Here is an 18,108-nt window from a genome sequence, read left to right as displayed (position 1 = left end):
GATGTGTATAAGAGACAGGCTCTCCACCGCGAGCCCCCGCCCGGCCGAGGAGCACGCCTCCCCCGGATACGGACCGACACCGTGAGCGGGGACACCGACGGCGGCGGCCGTGGTGAGGAGCGCCTGGACACCGGGCGCATACCGCAGCCGCGGGACGCCGTGGACGGGCCGCCGGGCCCCGCCCTGACCCACCAGGTCCTCAAGTCGCTGCTCGGCGCCTGGGCCCTGTCCGCCTGCTCCGCGGAGGAGACCGCCGCCGTCGAGGAGCACCTCACCGGGTGCGCCCGCTGCGCGGAGGAGGCCCTGCGGCTGCGCGACGCCGTGGGCCTGCTGCACACCGGCGGCAGCCTGGACCTGGACCCGATGCTCCGTTCCCGGGTCCTGGAGGGGTGCCTGGGCCGTCGTCCCGCGCGGATCCCGGTCCCGTCCTGGGCCGCTCCGTACGACGCGGAGACCGCCCGGCTCGACGCCCTGCTGAGGGACTTCGGTGACGAGGAGTGGCACGCCCCGGTGCGGCTGAAGTGGTTCGAGGACGAGCGGCAGGCCCATCGCGGGACGACGGTGGCCGGGGTGATCAGCCATCTGATGGCGGTGGACGGACTGGTCTCCGCCGCCCTCGGCCTGGACGACCCCCTGGGGAGCGGCGAGAAGCCGCGCTCGCCGGCTGAGCGCACGGAAACGTACTGGTCGGCCGCTTACCGGCCGCCCACCCGCGCCGTCCGGGAGCCGTGGCGCGACCAGAGCCACACACTGGTGCGGACGGTGTCCTTCGCGGGACGCGGTGTCGGTGAACTCTCGGTCCCCTACGGGGGTTTCGCCCTCCCGCTGGAGGACTCCCTGTTGGAGCGGGCCTTCGAGTGCTGGGTGCACGCCGGTGACATCGCCGAGGCGGTGGACTACCCGTACGAGCCGCCCTCCGCGCCCCATCTGCACCGCATGATCGACCTGGCGGCCCGGCTGCTGCCCGCCACGCTCGCCGGACGGCGCCGGGCGGGGCTGGCCGCACCGGTCCGCCGGCTGGTCACCGCCGGTGCGCCCGGGCGCTCACTCCATCTGGAGGTCGAGGGCAAGGGCGGCGGCGACTGGTACATCCCGCTGGACTCACCGGCGGCCATGGGCTCGCCCGACCAGGCGGTGGCACAGGTCGCCCTGGACGGCGTGGAGTTCTGCCGGCTGGTCGCCGGGCACGTACCACCGGTGGAGGCGGCGGCAGGTCAGGAGGGCGACCGCGAGGCGATCAGCGACGTGCTCTTCGCCGCCGCCTCCCTCAGCCGCCTCTGACCGGGCCCGCGGCACGTCCTACGGGAAGATCACCGTACGGCGGCCGTTGAGCAGGATGCGGTGCTCCGCGTGCCACTTGACGGCCCGGGCCAGCGCCCGGCACTCCACGTCCCGGCCGACGGCCACGAGCTGGTCCGGGGTCACGCCGTGCCCGACCCGCTCGACCTCCTGCTCGATGATCGGGCCCTCGTCGAGGTCCGCGGTCACGTAGTGCGCCGTGGCCCCGATCAGCTTCACCCCGCGCGCGTGGGCCTGGTGGTAGGGCTTCGCGCCCTTGAAGCTCGGCAGGAAGGAGTGGTGGATGTTGATGATCCGGCCGCTCAGCTGCTTGCAGAGGTCGTCGGAGAGCACCTGCATGTAGCGCGCCAGGACCACCAGTTCGACGTTCTCCCCGCGCACCAGCTCCAGCAGCTGGGCTTCCGCCTCCGGCTTGGTGTCCCGGGTCACCGGGATGTGCCGGAAGGGGATGCCGTACGAGGCGACGAGTTCGGCGAAGTCCGTGTGGTTGGAGACGACGGCCACGATCTCGACGGGCAGCGCGCCGGTGCCGGAACGGAACAGCAGGTCGTTGAGGCAGTGCCCGAACCTGCTGACCATCAGCACGACCCGCATCCGCTCCGAGGCCCGGTGGATCTGCCACTCCATCCGGAACGAGTCCCCGATGGCGGCGAAGCCGGCCCGCAGCTTCGCCACGTCCACGGGGGCGTCCGCCGAGAAGTGGACCCGCATGAAGAAGAGACCGGTGTCGTGGTCGCCGAACTGCTGGCTGTCCTCGATGTTGCAGCCGGTCATGAAGAGATAGCTCGACACGGCGTGCACGATGCCCTGTTTGTCGGGGCACGAGAGCGTGAGGACGTACTGCTCGGCGGCGGTGTCCGAGGCAGCGGCGGTAACGGAGTCGGCAGGCTGCGGCGCGGTCATCCCCGTAGGGTGCCACACCCCCTGCCGGTCAGGCCGAACCGGTCACGATGCGGAGCACGTCCAGGGAGCGGGGCGGGACGTCCGGGTCCTCGGCGTCGTTGACGGAGAGCGCCACATGGGCCTCACGGGCGGCCACCACGGCCTCCGGCCAGCCGGGGTGCTCCAGGTAGGCGGAGACCGGGGCGTCGGCGCCTATCTGGTGCATGATGCGCAGCACCCGCAGGGCGGCGGCGTCCACCAGGGCGGCCTCGGCCGAGTCGCGGAAGATCGTCCCGACGTACTTCTCCGCGGACCAGTTGTCCAGCCAGGTGTCCTCGACCAGGCGGTACACGGCGTCGGTCACGTCGCCGTACCCTTCCTGGCCGGCCAGCCAGCACTCCTGGTGGAAGACGGGGTCGGAGAGCATGTGCAGCGCCGAGCGCACGTTCGCGCGCCAGCGCCACCACGGCATGTCGTTGAGCGGCATGCCGCCCATGGTGGAGGAGCGACGGCCGCGACGGGAAGAGTTCTCCGAACCTTGCTGCACGGTTGTCGATCGTACGTTCCGTCCGCCGGCCCCGGGACGCGCCCCCGCAATTCACCCGGCCGTCACCCGGCGTCGGCCCCGGGGCACCGCGCCGTTACCCGTCGCGCGGAAAGGTCCGTACCCATGACCGGACGGCCGCGCTCCTCCTCCCCCCGCCTTCGCGGGCACCTCATCCGTACGGCGGTGGCCGGGGCGCTGCTGGCCTCGGGCTGCGGGGTACTCCCCGGGGTGTCGGGGGGCTCCAGGGAGCCCGTCACCGTGATGACCTGGGCCCCCGGGTCCACCGGGTCCGAGGGGCCGCGGACGGTGGACATGGCGGGCATGCCGGCCATGGCACGGACCTACGCCGCCTGGATCAACGAGCAGGGCGGCATCGACGGGCACGAGCTGCGCGTCCTGACCTGTGACGAGGGCGACACGGCCGTCGGAGCGTCCGCCTGCGCCCGGCGCGCGGTCGACGAGGACGTGGTGGCCGTCGTCGGCTCGTACAGCCGCTACGGGCGGGCCTTCCTGGCACCGCTGGAGGCGGCCGGCATCCCCTACATCGGCGGGTACGGCGCCTCCCCCGACGAGTTCACCAGCTATCTCTCCTACCCCGTCAACGGCGGGCAGTCCGCACTCGTCGCGGGCAACGGCAAGCAGCTGGCGCGCGACTGCGAGCGGGTGGCCCTGGTGCGGCCGGAGACGCTCGTGGGCGACGGCATGCCCGCCCTCCTCGACGAGAGCCTCACGGCCGCGGGCCGCCCCGCCGTCCACGACGTACCGGCGCCGGAGGAGGCCACCTCGTACGACACCCAGGCGGCCGAGGCGCTCCGCGAGGCGGGCGGCGGCTGTGTGACGGCCGTGCTCGGCCAGGGCACGGAGACCTTCTTCGACTCCTTCCGCCGGCTCGAACCCGAGGACGGCGGGGCGCGGATCTCCTCCGTGCTCGGCAGCGTCGGGCAGTCCCTCATCGACCGCACGGGCGGCCGGAAGAGCCCCTTCGAGGGGGCGTACGTCACCGGCTGGTACCCCGAGTCGGGCGATGCCCGCTGGGAGGAGATGCGCCGGGTGATCCGCACCCACGCCTTCGACGACAACCGGATCGATCCGGAGGACACCGGGGTGCAGACCACCTGGATCGCCTACACCGTGCTCAAGGCGGTCGTCGAGGCGATGGACCGGTCCGAGATCACGGCCGGGGGCATCGGCGTCAGCCTCAACCGGGGCACCCGGGTCGACACCGGTGGGCTCACACCGGTGCTGCGCTGGCGGTACGCGGACATGGTCGGCTCCGCCGCGTACTCGCGGATCGCCAACGCGCAGGTGACGTTCCAGGTGGTGCGCGACGGGCGCCTGGTCACCGAGCGGAAGGGCTTCGTGGACGTCTCCGAGACCCTGGTGGACGCCCGCCTCCGCGGCTGAGACGCGCCCGCCCCCGGGTCAGAGCTGCACGGGTTCGCGCTCGGTCAGCCCGTACTTCTGCGCGATGGAGTTCCACAGGGCCGAGGCCTTCTTCTTGGCCGCGGTGGCCTCACCGCTGGAGTTGGCGGCCTTGCCCGTCTCGTCGGTCGACCTGGCCGTGCCGCCCTTGCAGACCTTCTTGTGGTTCCGCTTCGCCTGGCCGGCCCAGGCCGCGTAGTGGTCGTCGGCCTCGGCGGACGCCTTCCAGGCCGCCTTCAGCGAGGACGACAGCTCCTCGTGGGCGGGGAGCTGGTCGATGCTGATGCCTTCGAGCCGGGTCACCAGTTCGCGGCGCTGGGCGGCGGCGCCCTTGAGGTCGTCGGCCGCCTGGTCCAGATCGTCGCAGCGCTTGATCTTCTCCACCGCGCCGATCACCGCCGCACGGCTGTTGTTGCTGTCGGCGAGGAGCTTGTCGAGCGCCTCGGCCTGCGGTTTCGCCGGGTCGGCGGCCTGGGCGGACGGCTCGCCCGCGGACATACTCTCCGAGGCGACCGGCTGCTTGTCGTCCTTCCCGGAGTCGTCGCCCCCGCTCATCAGCGCGCCGGCGCCGAGCCCGACCACCGCGCAGCCGACGACGACCGCGGCGATCAGCGGGATGTGCGGCGAGCGCCTGCGCTCCTCCGTGCGGCCGTGGTGCTCGGGTTCCGGCTCGCTCCCGAGGCCCTGCAGCCCCGACCGGTACGGCTCGGCGGCCGGCGGCGGGGGCTGCTGCCCGTACGCACCGGGGAACGGCTGCTGGTGCGGCGGCTGCTGGTGCTGTGACGGGTCGACCTGGGCCATCTGCTGGGTGGCGCCCGCCGGATGCCGTACGGGGCGCCGCCGGGCACCGGGGGGATGTACTGGGTCGCGTCCGCGTCCCCCGCCTGTGCGGGCGGCAGTCCGCCGGGCATCTGGCCACCGGGCATCTGGCCTCCGGGCACCGGCGCGATGTACTGCGTGGCGTCGGCGTCCGCCCCGGCCCCGGCCTCCGGGGGCAGCGGCTGGGCGTACGGCTGGGGCTGGTGGTGCTGCGGCTGCTGGTACGGGTCCTGCGGGGACCCGTAGGCGGCCNGGGGCTGCTCCGGCGGCAACTGCCCCGGCGGGGGGCCGTCCTGGGGCGCGGACTGCGGACCCCAGGACTGGCCCCATGGCTGACCGCCCGCGGGAGCGGCGGGTTCGGCCGGCTGATGTGCCTGCCCCGCCGCCGACCAGGGGGCGCCACCGTCTGCGGGCAGCACGACCCCTTCGTGCGCGGGCCGTACAGCAGGGGGTTGCTGCTCGTCGCCCTGTCCGCTCTGCGTCACCGGGACTCCTACGTGTCAACCTACGGAATCGTCGGCTCACGCTACCGGGTGAACGCCGCCCCGCGCCAAGCGCCCAGGTGCTCTCACCGGCCCTTCACACCGGGGGTAACACGCAGCGCCCTGACGACGCTGATCACGGTCGCGGGCGGCCGTTTCAGGCGGCCTGCAGTTCGAGCCGGGCGTCGAACTCCCGTACCGCGGGCTGGTCCCCGTACGGCGCGAGCCGCTGCTGGAGGTCGTCGAGGTACTCGGCGCCCCGGCTGGAACGCACCGTCCCCAGCAGCTCCATCGCCCGCAGCCCGGTGTGGCACGCCTGCTCCACCTCGCGCTGCTGGACCTGCGCCGTCGCCAGCAGGACCAGGCCGATCCCGCGCCGCCGGGTCCGGGACTCGGGCAGGGCCGCCAGGGCTTCCTTGGCCCGGCGCGCGGCCGGTTCCGGCTGGCCCAGGTCGCGGTGGCAGTGGGCCAGTTCGTCCGCGAGGTACCCCGCGTCGAAGTGGGCGACCCAGGACGGGTCGTCGCCGGTGCCCGGCTCGGCCCGCTCCAGCGCGTCCACGGCCCGGCCCGCCGCCACCTCACAGGTGCGGGCGTCCCCCATCAGGGCGTGCCCCCGTGCCTCCGCGGCGTGGAACAGGGCCTCCGCCCGCGGGGTGGCCCTCCCCCGGGCACCCTCCTGCGCCGCCCGTGCCAGCTGCGCGATCTCCCTCGGGTTGCCGAGCTGGGCGGCGAGATGGCTCATCGAGGCGGCCAGGACGTAACCCCCGTACGCCCGGTCGCCCGCGGCCTGGGCCAGGCGCAGCGCCTGGATGTAGTACCGCTGGGCCAGGCCCGGCTGGCCGGTGTCGACCGCCATGTACCCGGCGAGTTCGGTGAGCCGGGCGACCGCGCCGAACAGGTCCCGGCCGGTCGACTCGCGGTACGCCCCCGAAAGGAGGCCGGACACCACGCTGTTGAGGTAGTGCACCAGCACGGGCCGGACATGGCCGCTGCCGAAGCGGTGGTCCAGGTCGACGAGCGCGGTGGTCATCGCGCGCACCGCCTCCACGTCCGCCGGGCCGACCCTGGCCCCGGCCGTCCGCGCCACCTGCGGGTCGGCCCCGGAGATCAGCCAGTCACGGCTGGGCAGCGCCGAGGCGGCCACCGCCGAGCCCGAGAGCAGATCGCGGCGGCCCACGTCGCTGCGCCACAGCTCACAGACCTGCTCGATCGCGCCGAGCACCGTGGGGGCGAACTGCAGGCCCACGCCCGAGGCGAGGCTCTTGCCGTTGGCCATGCCGATCTCGTCGATCGTGACCGTACGCCCGAGCTTGCGGCCGAGCGCCTCGGCGANAGTCACGGCTGGGCTCCACCAGCGCCGAGGCGGCCACCGCCGAGCCCGAGAGCAGATCGCGGCGGCCCACGTCGCTGCGCCACAGCTCACAGACCTGCTCGATCGCGCCGAGCACCGTGGGGGCGAACTGCAGGCCCACGCCCGAGGCGAGGCTCTTGCCGTTGGCCATGCCGATCTCGTCGATCGTGACCGTACGCCCGAGCTTGCGGCCGAGCGCCTCGGCGATGATGCCGGGGGCCCTGCCGCGTGGTTGCTGCCCCCGCAGCCAGCGGGCCACGGAGGTCTTGTCGTACCGGAGGTCGAGCCCCCGCTCGGTCCCGACCATGTTGACGCGTCGGGCGAGGCCCGCGTTGGAGCACCCCGCCTCCTGGATCAGCGTCTGGAGCCGTTCGTTCGGCTGGCGTGCGACGAGAGGCCTGGCTGCCATGTTTCCCCCTGGGAGCGCAGTGATCAAGGAAGGGATCACTGCCCGGCGTTGGCGCAAGAAATGCGCATATTCATCTTCATTGGGTACCACCTTGAGCGCGTGCACACAGTCGTGCATGTGGCTACCCGCACTTCGGGGCACGGCCTCACGCGCGCCCCCGTCCATGCACCCGTGCGCCCCGCGTGAGGGCCCGGTGCGCCGTGGCCGGCGGCCGTGCGCCCGTAACCCCGGGTGGCGGGGGGAGTTGTGCTGGTCGTGGAAGAGCGCATCGCAGTAGTGACGGAAGCCGCGCAGGCCGTACGGGTCCCCCGGCAGCGAGGTGAGCAACTACTTGAGGCCGCCGCCTGGTACGCCGAGGAGCGGCACTGGGACGTGGTCCCCGGCACCTGGCTGGACGTGGTGGAGGGCACCGAGCGCTGTTCGTGCGGAGACGCCGGCTGTGCCGCGCCCGGGGCCCATCCGGCCCGGCCCGACTGGGCCGGCCAGGCCCGCCGCATGTGGTCCCGGCAGCCGGGGTCCTCGGTGCTGCTCCCGGCCGGCCGCGCCTTCGACGCGCTCGACGTACCGGAGTCGGCCGGCTTCCTGGCGCTGGCGCGGATGGAGCGGATGGGGCTCGCCCTCGGTCCGGTCACCCGTACCCCCGACCGCAGGATGCTGTTCCTCGTGCTGCCCGGCGCGTCCGCCAAGGCCCCGGCCCTGGTGAACGGGCTGGGCTGGGACGCCGGGGCGCTCGACCTGGTCGGCCGCGGCGAGGGCGCGTACGTGGTCGGTCCGCCGACCCGGGTCGGCGGGCGCGGGGCCGTGCAGTGGGCGCGTCGGCCGAGCCAGGCCAACCGGTGGCTGCCGGACGTCGAGGAGATGATCAGCCCGCTCGCCTACGCCTGCGCCCGGGAGGCCGCCGACGCGCGGAGCCGTCTTTCGTAGGGTGTCCCCATGACGGGGACTTCGAAAGACAGTGCCATGCCGGAACACACAGACGGCCAGGACGGGACGGAGAGGACCGTGCCCGCGGTGCGGGTCGAGGGGCTGTGGAAGCGGTTCGGCGACCAGGTGGCGGTCGCCGGCATCGATCTGGAACTGCCCGCGGGCAAGTTCGTCGGCCTGGTGGGCCCCAACGGCGCCGGGAAGACCACCACGCTGTCGATGGTGACCGGGCTGCTCAGGCCCGACATGGGACGCATCGAGATCGGCGGCCACGACGTGTGGCGGGACCCGGTCGAGGTGAAGTCGCGCATCGGGGTGCTGCCGGAGGGCCTGCGGCTCTTCGAACGGCTCTCGGGGCGTGAACTGCTCGCCTACACGGGGCGGTTGCGCGGGCTCCCGGGCGCGGAGGTGGACAAGCGGGCCACCCAGTTGCTGGACGTGCTCGACCTGGGCGGGTCGCAGCACAAGCTGGTCGTGGACTACTCGACCGGTATGCGCAAGAAGATCGGGCTCGCGGCGGCACTGCTGCACAACCCGGAAGTCCTCTTCCTGGACGAGCCGTTCGAGGGGGTCGACCCGGTGTCGGCGCAGACCATCCGCGAGGTGCTGGAGCGCTACACGCGTTCCGGTGCCACGGTGGTCTTCTCCAGCCATGTGATGGAGCTCGTGGAGTCGCTCTGCGACTGGGTGGCCGTGATGGCGGCGGGCCGCATCCGGGCGCAGGGCACGCTCGCCGAGGTGCGCGGCGAGGCGCGGTCGTTGCAGAGCGCCTTCCTGGAACTGGTCGGGGCGGGCGCCCGCAGCACCGGGGAGTCCCTGGACTGGCTGGGCGGCGCCCGATGAGCGCGGCCGGCGTGTCCGCGGGCCCCACGGCCCCGGTGGCCGGGACGGGTGCCCTCGTCCCCGTCTTCGTACGCCTCAAGCTGACCCTGCTGCGCAACGGGCTGCGGCAGTCGTCGGGGCGGACGGCGGCGTACGTCACGTCCCTCGTCGTCACGCTGCTGCTGGCCGCCGGGCTGGTGGCGGGCCTGGTGCTGCTGCGCGGTCACGGCCATGCGGTGACCGTCGTGGTGCTGCTGACGGGGATGGCGGCGGTCGGCTGGACGGTGATGCCGCTGTTCTTCCCGAGCGGTGACGAGACCCTGGACCCGAGCCGGCTGGTGATGCTGCCCCTCAGGCCGCGCCCGCTGATCGGTGCGCTGCTGGCGTCCTCGCTGGTCGGGATCGGGCCGCTCTTCACGCTGGCCCTGGTGGTCGGATCGGTGGTGGCCGTGGCCCACGGGGCCGGGGCGGTGGTGACGGGGGTGATCGCCGCACCGCTGGCGCTGCTGGTCTGTGTGGCGCTGGCGCGGTCGGTCGCCACGGCCAACACCAGGCTGCTGTCCTCGCGCAAGGGCCGCGACCTGGCGGTGCTCAGCGGCCTGGTGATCGCGGTGGGCCTCCAGTTCGTCAACTTCGGTACGCAGCGCCTGAGCCAGGCGGGCGGGCTCACCACGCTGGAGCCGGCCGCGGACGTGGTGCGCTGGCTGCCCGCGGCCTCGGCGCTCGGCGCGGTGGGCTCCGTGTCCGACGGGTCGTACGGCGTGGCAGCCGGGCAGCTGGCCGTCTCGGTCCTCGCCCTGGGGGCGCTGCTGTGGCTGTGGCACCGGAGCCTGGACAAGCTGATGACGGCCCCGGACGGCTCGACGATCGCGGCGGCGGAGCCGGCCCGCAGCCGCTCCCCAGAACGCTCCGGGCCCTTCGCGCTGCTCCCCGAGGGCCGCACGGGCGCGGCGATGGAGCGGAGCCTGCGGTACGTCGTACGGGACCCGAAGACCAAGGCGGCCTGGGTGACGGCGCTGGCCGTCGGTTTCATCGTGCCGGTGCTCAACGCGCTCCAGGGCGTCGGCTCGGTGTACTTCGCGTGTTTCGCGGCCGGGATGCTCGGCATGCAGATGTACAACCAGTTCGGCCAGGACACCTCCGCCTTCTGGATGGTGGCGACGACGATCTCGTCGGCCCGTGAGGCGTACGTGGAACTGCGGGCCCGCGCACTGGCGTTGCTGCTGATCACCCTGCCCTTCACGGTCGTGGTGTGTGTGGTGACGGCGGCCGTGCTCGGGGACTGGTCGGTCCTGCCCGGGCCGGTGGGGCTGTCGTTCGCGCTGCTGGGCTCGATGCTGGCGACGGGCGCGGTGACGTCGGCGATGCTCCCGTACTCGATCCCGCAGGAAGGCGCCTTCAAGAACGTGGCGCCGGGCCAGGCGGGGCTCGCCTGGATGTCCATGCTCGGCGGGGTCCTGGCGTCCGCGCTGCTGAGCGCACCGGTGATCGGGCTGACGCTGTGGCTGCACCTCGCGGACCACCGGGGCTGGCTGTGGGTGCTGCTGCCGGTGGGCGCGGTGTACGGGGCGTTCATCGGATGGCTGGGGGTACGGCTGGCCGCGCCGCGCACCGCGGACCGGCTGCCGGAGATCCTGGCGGCGGTCGACAAGGGCTGAGGGCGACCGGGGCCGGGCCAGGCCGGGGAGGTCCGCGGTACGGGTCCGTGGCGCGGGCCCGGGTCCGGTCGGCCCCGGACGGCGCCGGCCGCGGAGCCGGCCGGCGCCGGCAGCCGGGCGGGTCAGGGACCGGCCGGTGGGCTGACCGCCTCCCGGTCGTCGTGGCGCTCCCCGGCGAGCTGGTCCAGGAAGGGCTCGACCGCCGCACGCCAGCCGTCCGGCTGGTCGTAGTGGATCAGGGGTCCGGCGTCGGCGACCTCCGCGTACTGCCCGCGGGGCAGGACGCGGACCATCTCCTGGGCCTCGGCCCGGCCCAGCTCGCCGTCGAGTCCGCGCAGCACCAGGGTGGGGCAGCGCACCTGCGCCAGCTCCTCCCAGTGGGCGTCGTACACCCAGGTCGCCCGGGACTCCAGCATCTGGCGCCTGGAGAAGACGGGGCGCCAGCCGTCGGCGCCCTCCGTCATGACCTCGGCGAAGAACTCCCCACGGGACGGGTTGGGCCGCTCGACCCAGGGGTCGTCCTCGCCGAACCACTTCCGTACGTCGGCGAGGGTGGCGAAGGGCACCGGCCAGGTGGCGAACCAGTCCTCCCACTCCCGCTGCGAGGCGGCGCCGAGCGCGGTCGCGCGCATGTCGCAGACGACCAGGCCCTTGACGAGGTCGGGGCGCTTGGCGGCGAGCTGCCAGGCGGTGAGGGCGCCCATCGCGTGCCCGATGAGGACGACGGGGGCGAGACCCAGCTGTTCGATCGCGGCCTCCACGTCCGCGACGTAGGCGTCGCGGGTGAAGGGGCCCTCGGCGGGCTTCTCGCTGCGGCCGTGACCCCGCTGGTCGAGGCCGACGGGGCGGTGGCGCTCGGAGAGCCAGCGGGCGGTGGACGTCCAGTGGGCGGCCCGCCCCATCAGGCCGTGGAGCAGTAAGATCCCGGGCGCCCGCTCGCCCTCCGCCCGCTCTTTGGGCGGATCGGCGAACTCCCAGGCCGAGAGGCGGAGCCCGCCCGCCCCGGTCACATCAACGCGCCGCACCATAGGTTCTGGCACCCCCTTCTGGTCCTCGGTCGCCCTGTGGTCGCCCACGCGCCAGGCTATCGAACCTTTATTCGAAAAACGGGTTCCGGCTCGTAACACCCCACCATCGAGTGACACCGCTCCAGGATTGGCGGTCGCCGCCGGGGGGAGATCTTCTCCAGGCGGCGGATCACTCGGGGACAGGGGTCCGCGGTCACCGACCTTGAGAGCTCGGGGCTCCAGGTCGACGCAGGGGAGGTCGCGCCCCGGCGCCTTCGGGCGCCGGGGCCGTCCGTCGTCCCGGCGGGAAGCCGCTCGCACGCGAAAGGGCGGCCCGGCCCGCTCCGCCCGGTCACCGGGACCCGACCGGAGCGCGACTGCCGCTGCGCGGCGCACAGGACCGTGCGACGGGCGCATTCCCCGCTCCCTCCCCGACCGCCCGGCAGACCGCGCCGGCGCCCTCAGGTCATATGCCTGGCCACAGCCTGGCACGCGTTTCGCCCGGCCGCTGCAATTCCGGACGGAAAACAGAAAGCGGGCCGTACCGACGCACTTCTGCACGTGCATCCGCACCTGCAGGCGCAGGCGTACCAGACGCCCCATAGGCACGAACCCGCAGGTCGGGCCCGGCAGGGGGACGAAACGCGCATCGGCGCCGACGCGAGAGCTCGCGTCGGCGCCGATGCGCCCCGCCGTGCCTGGTTCACGCCGTGCCGTGCCCGGCTCCCCACGGATCGATGAGGCCGTGCGTGGTCCGCGCGGACCGGAAGGGGCACCGGCCGCCGTGGCGGCTGCGGACCGTCACCGTGTCCGCCCGTCCCCCGCGGCTCACCGCGTCCGCCCGTCCCCCGGGGCGCGGGCCGGCCGTCCGGTCAGGGCTTGGCGACGAAGACGTGCGAGGCCACGTCGGCCTCCAGCTCCGCGGCCTCTCCGCTGGAACCGACCAGCACACCGCCGGCCGACTCCGTCACACTGACCACGGAGCCCGGCTGCACGCCCGCCCGCCGCAGCGTGTACATCAGCTGGGCGTCGGTCTGGATCGGCTCGCCGATCCGCCGGACCACCACGGTCTTGCCCTCCGCCCCCGGGTCGAGGTCGGCCAGACTGACCATGCCCTCGTCCAGGAACGGATCGGCCCCGGACTGCTCGCCCAGCTCCTCGAGTCCCGGGATCGGGTTGCCGTACGGAGACTCCGTCGGGTGGCGCAGCAGCTCCAGCACCCGGCGCTCCACGGCCTCACTCATCACGTGTTCCCAGCGGCAGGCCTCGGCGTGGACCTGCTCCCACTCCAGTCCGATCACGTCGACGAGCAGGCACTCGGCGAGCCGGTGCTTGCGCATCACCCGTGTCGCCAGGCGCCGCCCCTCGTCGGTGAGCTCCAGGTGCCGGTCCCCGGCGATCAGGACCAGGCCGTCCCGCTCCATGCGCGCCACCGTCTGGCTGACGGTCGGACCGCTCTGGTCCAGCCGTTCGGCGATCCGGGCGCGCATCGGGACCACGCCTTCCTCTTCGAGCTCGAGGATGGTGCGGAGATACATCTCCGTTGTGTCGATCAGTCCGGACATACGTGCCCCTCGATGCTGTGACATGAAGTCGTCGTGCGATGGCCCTCCACCAATTCTGACCCATACCGCCGACAACCGTGCCTGCCCGGCCGGGAACGGGACCGCGGCGGACCCCGTGCGGTATTGACAGGTCACCGCTCCGGACCGCAACGTGATCGGCGGCATACCACCCCGGCCCCCGTTGGAAAGGGTTCCTCGATGAGCGACACCAAGCTCGCCGGTCAGTTCTTCGACGCAGCGATCGGCCTGCTGGAGCGTGTGCGTGACGAGGAGTCCGAGTCCGTCGCCGCGGCGGGTGCCGCCATCGCCGACACGGTCGCCGCGGGCGGACGGCTCTTCGCCTTCGGCGCGGGGCACTCCTCACTGGCGGCGCAGGACGTCGTCTACCGCGCGGGCGGGCTGGCCCTGATGAACCTGCTCGCCGTACCCGGCACCGTCGGCGTCGACGTCATGCCGGCCACGCTGGGCTCGGCGCTGGAGCGGGTGGACGGGCTGGCCGGGGCCGTGCTCGACTCCAGCCCCGCGAGGTCCGGCGACCTCCTGGTGATCATCTCCCTGTCGGGGCGCAACGCACTGCCCGTGGAGATGGCGCAGAACGCCCGGGCGCTGGGACTGACCGTCATCGGGGTCACCTCGGTCGCGTACGCGACGAGCACCCGGTCGCGGCACGCCTCGGGCGGCTTCCTGCGGGACCACTGCGACATCGTCCTCGACAGCAAGATCGCGGTCGGCGACGCGGAGCTGACCACCGCCGGGGTCGAGGCGCCCTTCGCGCCCGCCTCCACGGTCGTCACCAGCGCCCTGATGCAGGCGATGATGGCCACCGCCGCGGAGGAGCTGGTGACCCGGGGCATCGAGCCGCCGCTGCTGCGGTCGGGCAACGTGGACGGCGGCCACGAGTGGAACGGCCGCGTGATGCGGGAGTACGGGGACCGGATCTTCTACCGCCACTGAGCCGCGCCCCCGGCCTCGGCACCCGGCGGGGCGAGGCTCTCCGCGCACGCGTCCCCGGGCGCCGCCACGGGCGGCCCCCTCAGGGGACGGGCGGTGCCGTCAGCTGGGCGAGGTCCACCGCCGAGGCGACCCGGGCCGCCACGCTCTCCGCGTACAGCGCGTCCGGGCGTTCGAAGGCGCTGCGGTTCGCGGCGCGCAGGAAGGTCACCACGCCCAGCGTCCTGCCCCGGCTCCGCAGCACCGCGCACAGGGCGTGCACCGCGTCCCGGGGCCACTGGCGCTCCACCGCCCACGTCTCGCCCGCCCCGGTCCGGGCGCTGGTACGGACGGTCCCCGTACGCTCCACCGCCTGGAGGGCCAGGTGGCCCGGCGCGTACCGCACCGGGATCGAGCCGCCCGACACCGGCAGGCAGGGGCCCGGCGCGGCCGACGGCGTCGCCGCGGCCCGCACCAGCCGCTCGCCGACGAGCAGGTCCACCAGGACGTGGTCCGCGAAGCCGGCCAGGGCGTAGTCCAGCGACGAGGTCGCCGCCTCCATCGGGTCCTGGCACTCGGCCGCCTGCCGGGACGCCCGGTGCAGCTGGTTGGACCGGAAGCGCAGCCGGTCGGCCTCCTGCTCCGCCAGCTTGGCCTCCGTCACGTCCCGGAACAGCCAGCCCACCCCGAGCGGAACCGGTTCTTCGGCCAGCGGGGAGACCAGCCTCAGGAATCCGCTGCGCCAGCACCGGCGCCGGACGCCCTCGGCGCTGCGCACCGTGACCCACAGCTCCGCCGGGGCGGGCGGCGCCCCCTCGGCCAGCACGTGCTGGAGCGCGCCCTGGAGCTCCTCGACCCCCTGCACGATCAGCTCGCCCAGCGGGCGCCCCAGCAGCGTCGTGCGCCCGCCGCCGAGCGCCCGGGCCGCGTAGGCGTTGAGGACGGCGGGGCGCAGATCGACGTCGACCAGGGCGACGCCCCAGGACGCGTCGTCGAGCAGTGCCTCGCTCAGCGCGATGGACCGTTCCAGGTCGATCTGGGCGTGCACCTCGCTGAACGCGCAGTAGACCCCGGCGGGAGCGCCGTCCGGACCGCGCACCCCGGACGACTGGGTCCGCACCAGGACCCGGCCGCCGTCCTTGCGCAGCAACGCGAACTCGTGCACCTGGCGCCCCGGGGTGTCCATGGCGGACATCAGCCGCCGCTGCACGTCCTCGGCGTCCGCGCTCCGCACCGCCCACCCCGCGAAACCCGTGCGCCCGACGGCCTCGGCGGCGTTCCAGCCGAGGATCCGCTCGGCCTCGCGGTTCCAGTGGGTGACGGTGCCGCGCGCGTCGAAGGCGCAGAGCGCGGCGTCCATTCCGTCGAGCAACGCCGCGAGCAGCACGGCGCCCTCCGGCCCGGGACCCTCCTCGGGCCCGATCGCGTCGGCGATCCCACTACTCCTGGAAGCACTCACTCCGCACCTCCCGCGAGGCGAATTCTGCCTTTACCGCACGTCAGACCATTGAACTCGAACGTGAGCCACCCCACAGCCACTTCCCGGAAATCCGGTGTCCACCCGCTCCCGGTAAATCGCTTGTGTCCCCCGGGAGCCGGTGCCTAGTCTGTGGTCACACGCTGAAAGGAGGTGATCCGAAAAGTGCAGTCTTATCGGATTCGTGAGGTGGCTGCGGGCTGACAGCCCGTCGTCGCACACCGTGCACCTCGGCAGGCTGTTCTGCCGAAACCCAAGCAGTCACCGACCCGCAGGCTCGCCGGTAGATCCGGCCGGCTCCTCCGCAAGGAGGGACCAGAGCCTGCGGGTTTCTGCGTGTCCGGGGCCCGGGGCTCCGACACGCCGCGTACGAGGGGCAGGCCGCGTACGGGGGTGCCCGGGGCCCGGGGGCTCCGGGCACGCCGCGTACGGGGGCCTACGGGCAGAGCCGCTCCACCCGCCAGCCCGCGCCCTCGCGGACGTACCGCAGCCGGTCGTGCAGCCGGTTCTCGCGGCCCTGCCAGAACTCGACCGTCTCCGGGACGACGCGGAAGCCGCCCCACTGCGGGGGCGCCGGGACCTTCTCGCCCTCCGGGTAGCGGGCGGCCAGCTCCTCGTAGCGCCGGACCAGCTCCTCACGTGAGCCGACGACCGCGGACTGCTCGCTCGCCCAGGCCCCGAGCTGGGAGCCGTGCGGCCGGGTGCGGAAGTACGCGACCGTCTCGTCCCGCCCGACGCGGGCCGCGGAGCCCGTGACGATCACCTGGCGGGCCAGCGGGTGCCAGGGGAAGAGCAGCGAGGCGTACGGGTTCGCGGTCAGCTCGCGGCCCTTGCGGGAGTGGTAGTTCGTGAAGAAGACGAAGCCGCGGTCGTCGTAGTGCTTGAGCAGCACCGTGCGGGAGGACGGACGGCCCTCGGGGGTGGCCGTGGAGACCACCATCGCGTTGGGCTCGTGGAGCATCCCGCCGGCCGCTACCTCGCGGAACCAGCGGGCGAACTGGGCCATGGGGTCGGCGGCGAGGCCCTTCTCGGTGAAGTCCTCGGAACGGTACTGCTCGCGCATCGCGGCGGGATCGGTGGTGCAATCGGAAGCAGAGGCGCGCGAGGAGGCGGAAGACGGAGTGGCGTCAGCTGTGGGCACGAAGGTCATCCTGCCGCAGCATGGGGCGGCGCCCACCGGTGAGGGGGCGGGACGCCGGCCGGCGGGCCACCGGTCCGCCTCCGTACCGTCCGGGTGTCCGGAGCCTGTGCCTGACGTCACCCTTCCCCGCACCGTGCGTACCCGCCAGTATCGTGGGCAGGCCCGAGGGACCTGTTGGGCCCGCACACAGCCGCCGAGCCGAGGGAGCCGTCTGATGTCCGACTTCGTACCCGGACTTGAAGGAGTCGTCGCGTTCGAGACGGAGATCGCCGAACCCGACAAGGAGGGCGGCTCGCTCCGCTACCGCGGTGTCGACATCGAGGACCTCGTGGGCCATGTGTCGTTCGGCCACGTCTGGGGTCTGCTGGTGGACGGGGCGTTCGACCCGGGCCTGCCGCCTGCCGAGCCCTTCCCCCTCCCCGTCCACTCCGGTGACATCCGCGTCGACGTGCAGGCGGCGCTGGCGATGCTGGCACCGGTGTGGGGGCTGAAACCGCTGCTGGACATCGACGCGGAGACCGCCCGGGACGACCTGGCGCGCGCCGCCGTCATGGCGCTCTCCTACGTCGCGCAGTCGGCGCGCGGCCAGGGGCTGCCGATGGTTCCGCAGAGCGAGATCGACAAGGCGCAGTCCGTGGTCGAGCGGTTCATGATCCGCTGGCGCGGTGAGCCGGACCCCAGGCACGTCAAGGCCGTCGACGCCTACTGGACGTCGGCCGCCGAGCACGGCATGAACGCCTCGACGTTCACCGCGCGGGTCATCGCCTCGACCGGCGCGGACGTGGCCGCGGCGCTCTCCGGGGCGGTCGGCGCGATGTCGGGCCCGCTGCACGGCGGCGCCCCCTCCCGGGTCCTCGGCATGATCGAGGAGATCGAGCGGACCGGCGACGCCGCGGCGTACGTGAAGCGGGCGCTGGACCAGGGTGAGCGGCTGATGGGCTTCGGCCACCGGGTCTACCGGGCCGAGGACCCCCGGGCGCGCGTCCTGCGGCGTACGGCGAAGGAGCTGGCGGCGCCGCGCTTCGAGGTGGCCGAGGCCCTGGAGAAGGCGGCACTGGAGGAGCTGCACGCCCGCCGCCCGGACCGGGTGCTGGCGACGAACGTCGAGTTCTGGGCGGCGATCGTGCTGGACTTCGCGGAGGTCCCGGCGCACATGTTCACGTCGATGTTCAGCTGCGCCCGTACGGCGGGCTGGTCGGCGCACATCCTGGAGCAGAAGCGGACGGGCCGCCTGGTGCGCCCCACGGCGACGTACGTCGGCCCGGGGGCGCGGGACCCGCGGGACATCGCGGGGTACGAGCGACTCCCGGGTCTGGCGGGCTGAGAAGGCGGGCCGGCGACCGGGGGCCGCGCGGCTCCCGGTCACCGGCCCC

General features: G+C 73.6%; 13 protein-coding genes and 4 pseudogenes. 7 read left to right on the top strand and 10 right to left on the bottom strand.

Features of this window, described 5'->3' with window-relative positions:
• Window positions 1-81: 81 nt before the first annotated feature.
• The gene (locus tag IH13_RS0106020; RefSeq protein WP_031081658.1) at window positions 82-1,281 is read left to right on the top strand and encodes a zf-HC2 domain-containing protein; all 1,200 of its coding nucleotides are present in this window, start codon (window positions 82-84) and stop codon (window positions 1,279-1,281) included.
• Between the two features lie 18 nt (window positions 1,282-1,299).
• On the opposite strand, the gene purU is transcribed toward IH13_RS0106020, so the two are convergent.
• The gene (purU, locus tag IH13_RS0106015; protein WP_031081656.1) at window positions 1,300-2,202 is read right to left on the bottom strand and encodes a formyltetrahydrofolate deformylase; all 903 of its coding nucleotides are present in this window, start codon (window positions 2,200-2,202) and stop codon (window positions 1,300-1,302) included.
• Between the two features lie 28 nt (window positions 2,203-2,230).
• On the bottom strand, window positions 2,231-2,677 hold the full coding sequence (locus IH13_RS0106010) for an SCO4402 family protein (protein ID WP_031081655.1): 447 nt from the start codon (window positions 2,675-2,677) through the stop codon (window positions 2,231-2,233).
• 174 nt (window positions 2,678-2,851) lie between these two features.
• On the opposite strand from IH13_RS0106010, the gene IH13_RS0106005 reads away from it, so the two are divergent.
• On the top strand, window positions 2,852-4,132 hold the full coding sequence (locus IH13_RS0106005) for an ABC transporter substrate-binding protein (protein ID WP_031081652.1): 1,281 nt from the start codon (window positions 2,852-2,854) through the stop codon (window positions 4,130-4,132).
• A gap of 18 nt (window positions 4,133-4,150) precedes the next feature.
• Here IH13_RS0106005 and IH13_RS36840 read toward each other — a convergent pair.
• The 4 pseudogenes from IH13_RS36840 to IH13_RS45995 all read right to left on the bottom strand — a co-directional run.
• Window positions 4,151-5,221: pseudogene (locus IH13_RS36840) on the bottom strand (hypothetical protein); the annotation flags it as partial.
• A gap of 1 nt (window position 5,222) precedes the next feature.
• A pseudogene (locus IH13_RS44375) lies at window positions 5,223-5,454 on the bottom strand (hypothetical protein); the annotation flags it as partial.
• A gap of 154 nt (window positions 5,455-5,608) precedes the next feature.
• A pseudogene (locus IH13_RS0105995) lies at window positions 5,609-6,781 on the bottom strand (transcriptional regulator); the annotation flags it as partial.
• Between the two features lie 226 nt (window positions 6,782-7,007).
• Window positions 7,008-7,211: pseudogene (locus IH13_RS45995) on the bottom strand (transcriptional regulator); the annotation flags it as partial.
• A 246-nt stretch (window positions 7,212-7,457) separates the two neighbouring features.
• Here IH13_RS45995 and IH13_RS0105990 point away from each other — a divergent pair.
• From IH13_RS0105990 to IH13_RS0105980, 3 genes are read left to right on the top strand one after another with little or no spacing between them, the layout of a single operon-like run.
• Entirely contained in the window at window positions 7,458-8,135 is a 678-nt protein-coding gene (locus IH13_RS0105990) for a bifunctional DNA primase/polymerase (RefSeq protein ID WP_031081648.1), read from the top strand.
• Between the two features lie 36 nt (window positions 8,136-8,171).
• Entirely contained in the window at window positions 8,172-8,978 is an 807-nt protein-coding gene (locus IH13_RS0105985; protein WP_031081646.1) for an ABC transporter ATP-binding protein, read from the top strand.
• Window positions 8,975-10,615 carry a hypothetical protein gene (locus IH13_RS0105980; RefSeq protein WP_031081645.1) on the top strand — a complete coding sequence of 547 codons (1,641 nt, stop codon included), beginning with the start codon at window positions 8,975-8,977 and terminating at the stop codon, window positions 10,613-10,615. The genes IH13_RS0105985 and IH13_RS0105980 overlap by 4 nt, the downstream gene beginning before the upstream one ends.
• Before the next feature lie 122 nt (window positions 10,616-10,737).
• Here the strand turns inward: IH13_RS0105980 and IH13_RS0105975 are convergent, their stop codons facing one another.
• Both IH13_RS0105975 and IH13_RS0105970 read right to left on the bottom strand, forming a co-directional pair.
• Entirely contained in the window at window positions 10,738-11,643 is a 906-nt protein-coding gene (locus IH13_RS0105975; protein WP_031081642.1) for an alpha/beta fold hydrolase, read from the bottom strand.
• An 851-nt stretch (window positions 11,644-12,494) separates the two neighbouring features.
• Window positions 12,495-13,187 carry an iron-dependent transcriptional repressor DtxR gene (locus tag IH13_RS0105970; RefSeq protein ID WP_031081640.1) on the bottom strand — a complete coding sequence of 231 codons (693 nt, stop codon included), beginning with the start codon at window positions 13,185-13,187 and terminating at the stop codon, window positions 12,495-12,497.
• Window positions 13,188-13,385: 198 nt separating this feature from the next.
• Here IH13_RS0105970 and IH13_RS0105965 point away from each other — a divergent pair, with 198 nt between their 5' ends.
• Window positions 13,386-14,141 (top strand): SIS domain-containing protein, encoded by a 756-nt coding sequence (locus tag IH13_RS0105965; protein ID WP_031081638.1) that lies wholly within the window; start codon window positions 13,386-13,388, stop codon window positions 14,139-14,141.
• A gap of 79 nt (window positions 14,142-14,220) precedes the next feature.
• Here the strand turns inward: IH13_RS0105965 and IH13_RS0105960 are convergent, their stop codons facing one another.
• Together IH13_RS0105960 and pdxH are read right to left on the bottom strand one after the other, a co-directional pair.
• Complete coding sequence (locus IH13_RS0105960; RefSeq protein ID WP_031081635.1) at window positions 14,221-15,576, bottom strand: PAS domain-containing protein; 1,356 nt, start codon at window positions 15,574-15,576, stop codon at window positions 14,221-14,223.
• Between the two features lie 454 nt (window positions 15,577-16,030).
• The gene (pdxH, locus tag IH13_RS0105955; RefSeq protein WP_031081634.1) at window positions 16,031-16,657 is read right to left on the bottom strand and encodes a pyridoxamine 5'-phosphate oxidase; all 627 of its coding nucleotides are present in this window, start codon (window positions 16,655-16,657) and stop codon (window positions 16,031-16,033) included.
• 292 nt (window positions 16,658-16,949) lie between these two features.
• Here pdxH and IH13_RS0105950 point away from each other — a divergent pair, with 292 nt between their 5' ends.
• Window positions 16,950-18,059, top strand: coding sequence for a citrate synthase 2 (locus IH13_RS0105950; protein ID WP_031081632.1), 1,110 nt, complete (start codon window positions 16,950-16,952; stop codon window positions 18,057-18,059).
• The last annotated feature ends 49 nt before the right edge of the window (window positions 18,060-18,108 follow it).

Origin of the sequence: Streptomyces sp. NRRL WC-3549, from assembly GCF_000721935.1 — a bacterium.
Classification (GTDB): domain Bacteria; phylum Actinomycetota; class Actinomycetes; order Streptomycetales; family Streptomycetaceae; genus Streptomyces.
Note: the sequence above shows the minus strand (reverse complement) of the source record. Positions and strands in the feature narration are given on the sequence as shown.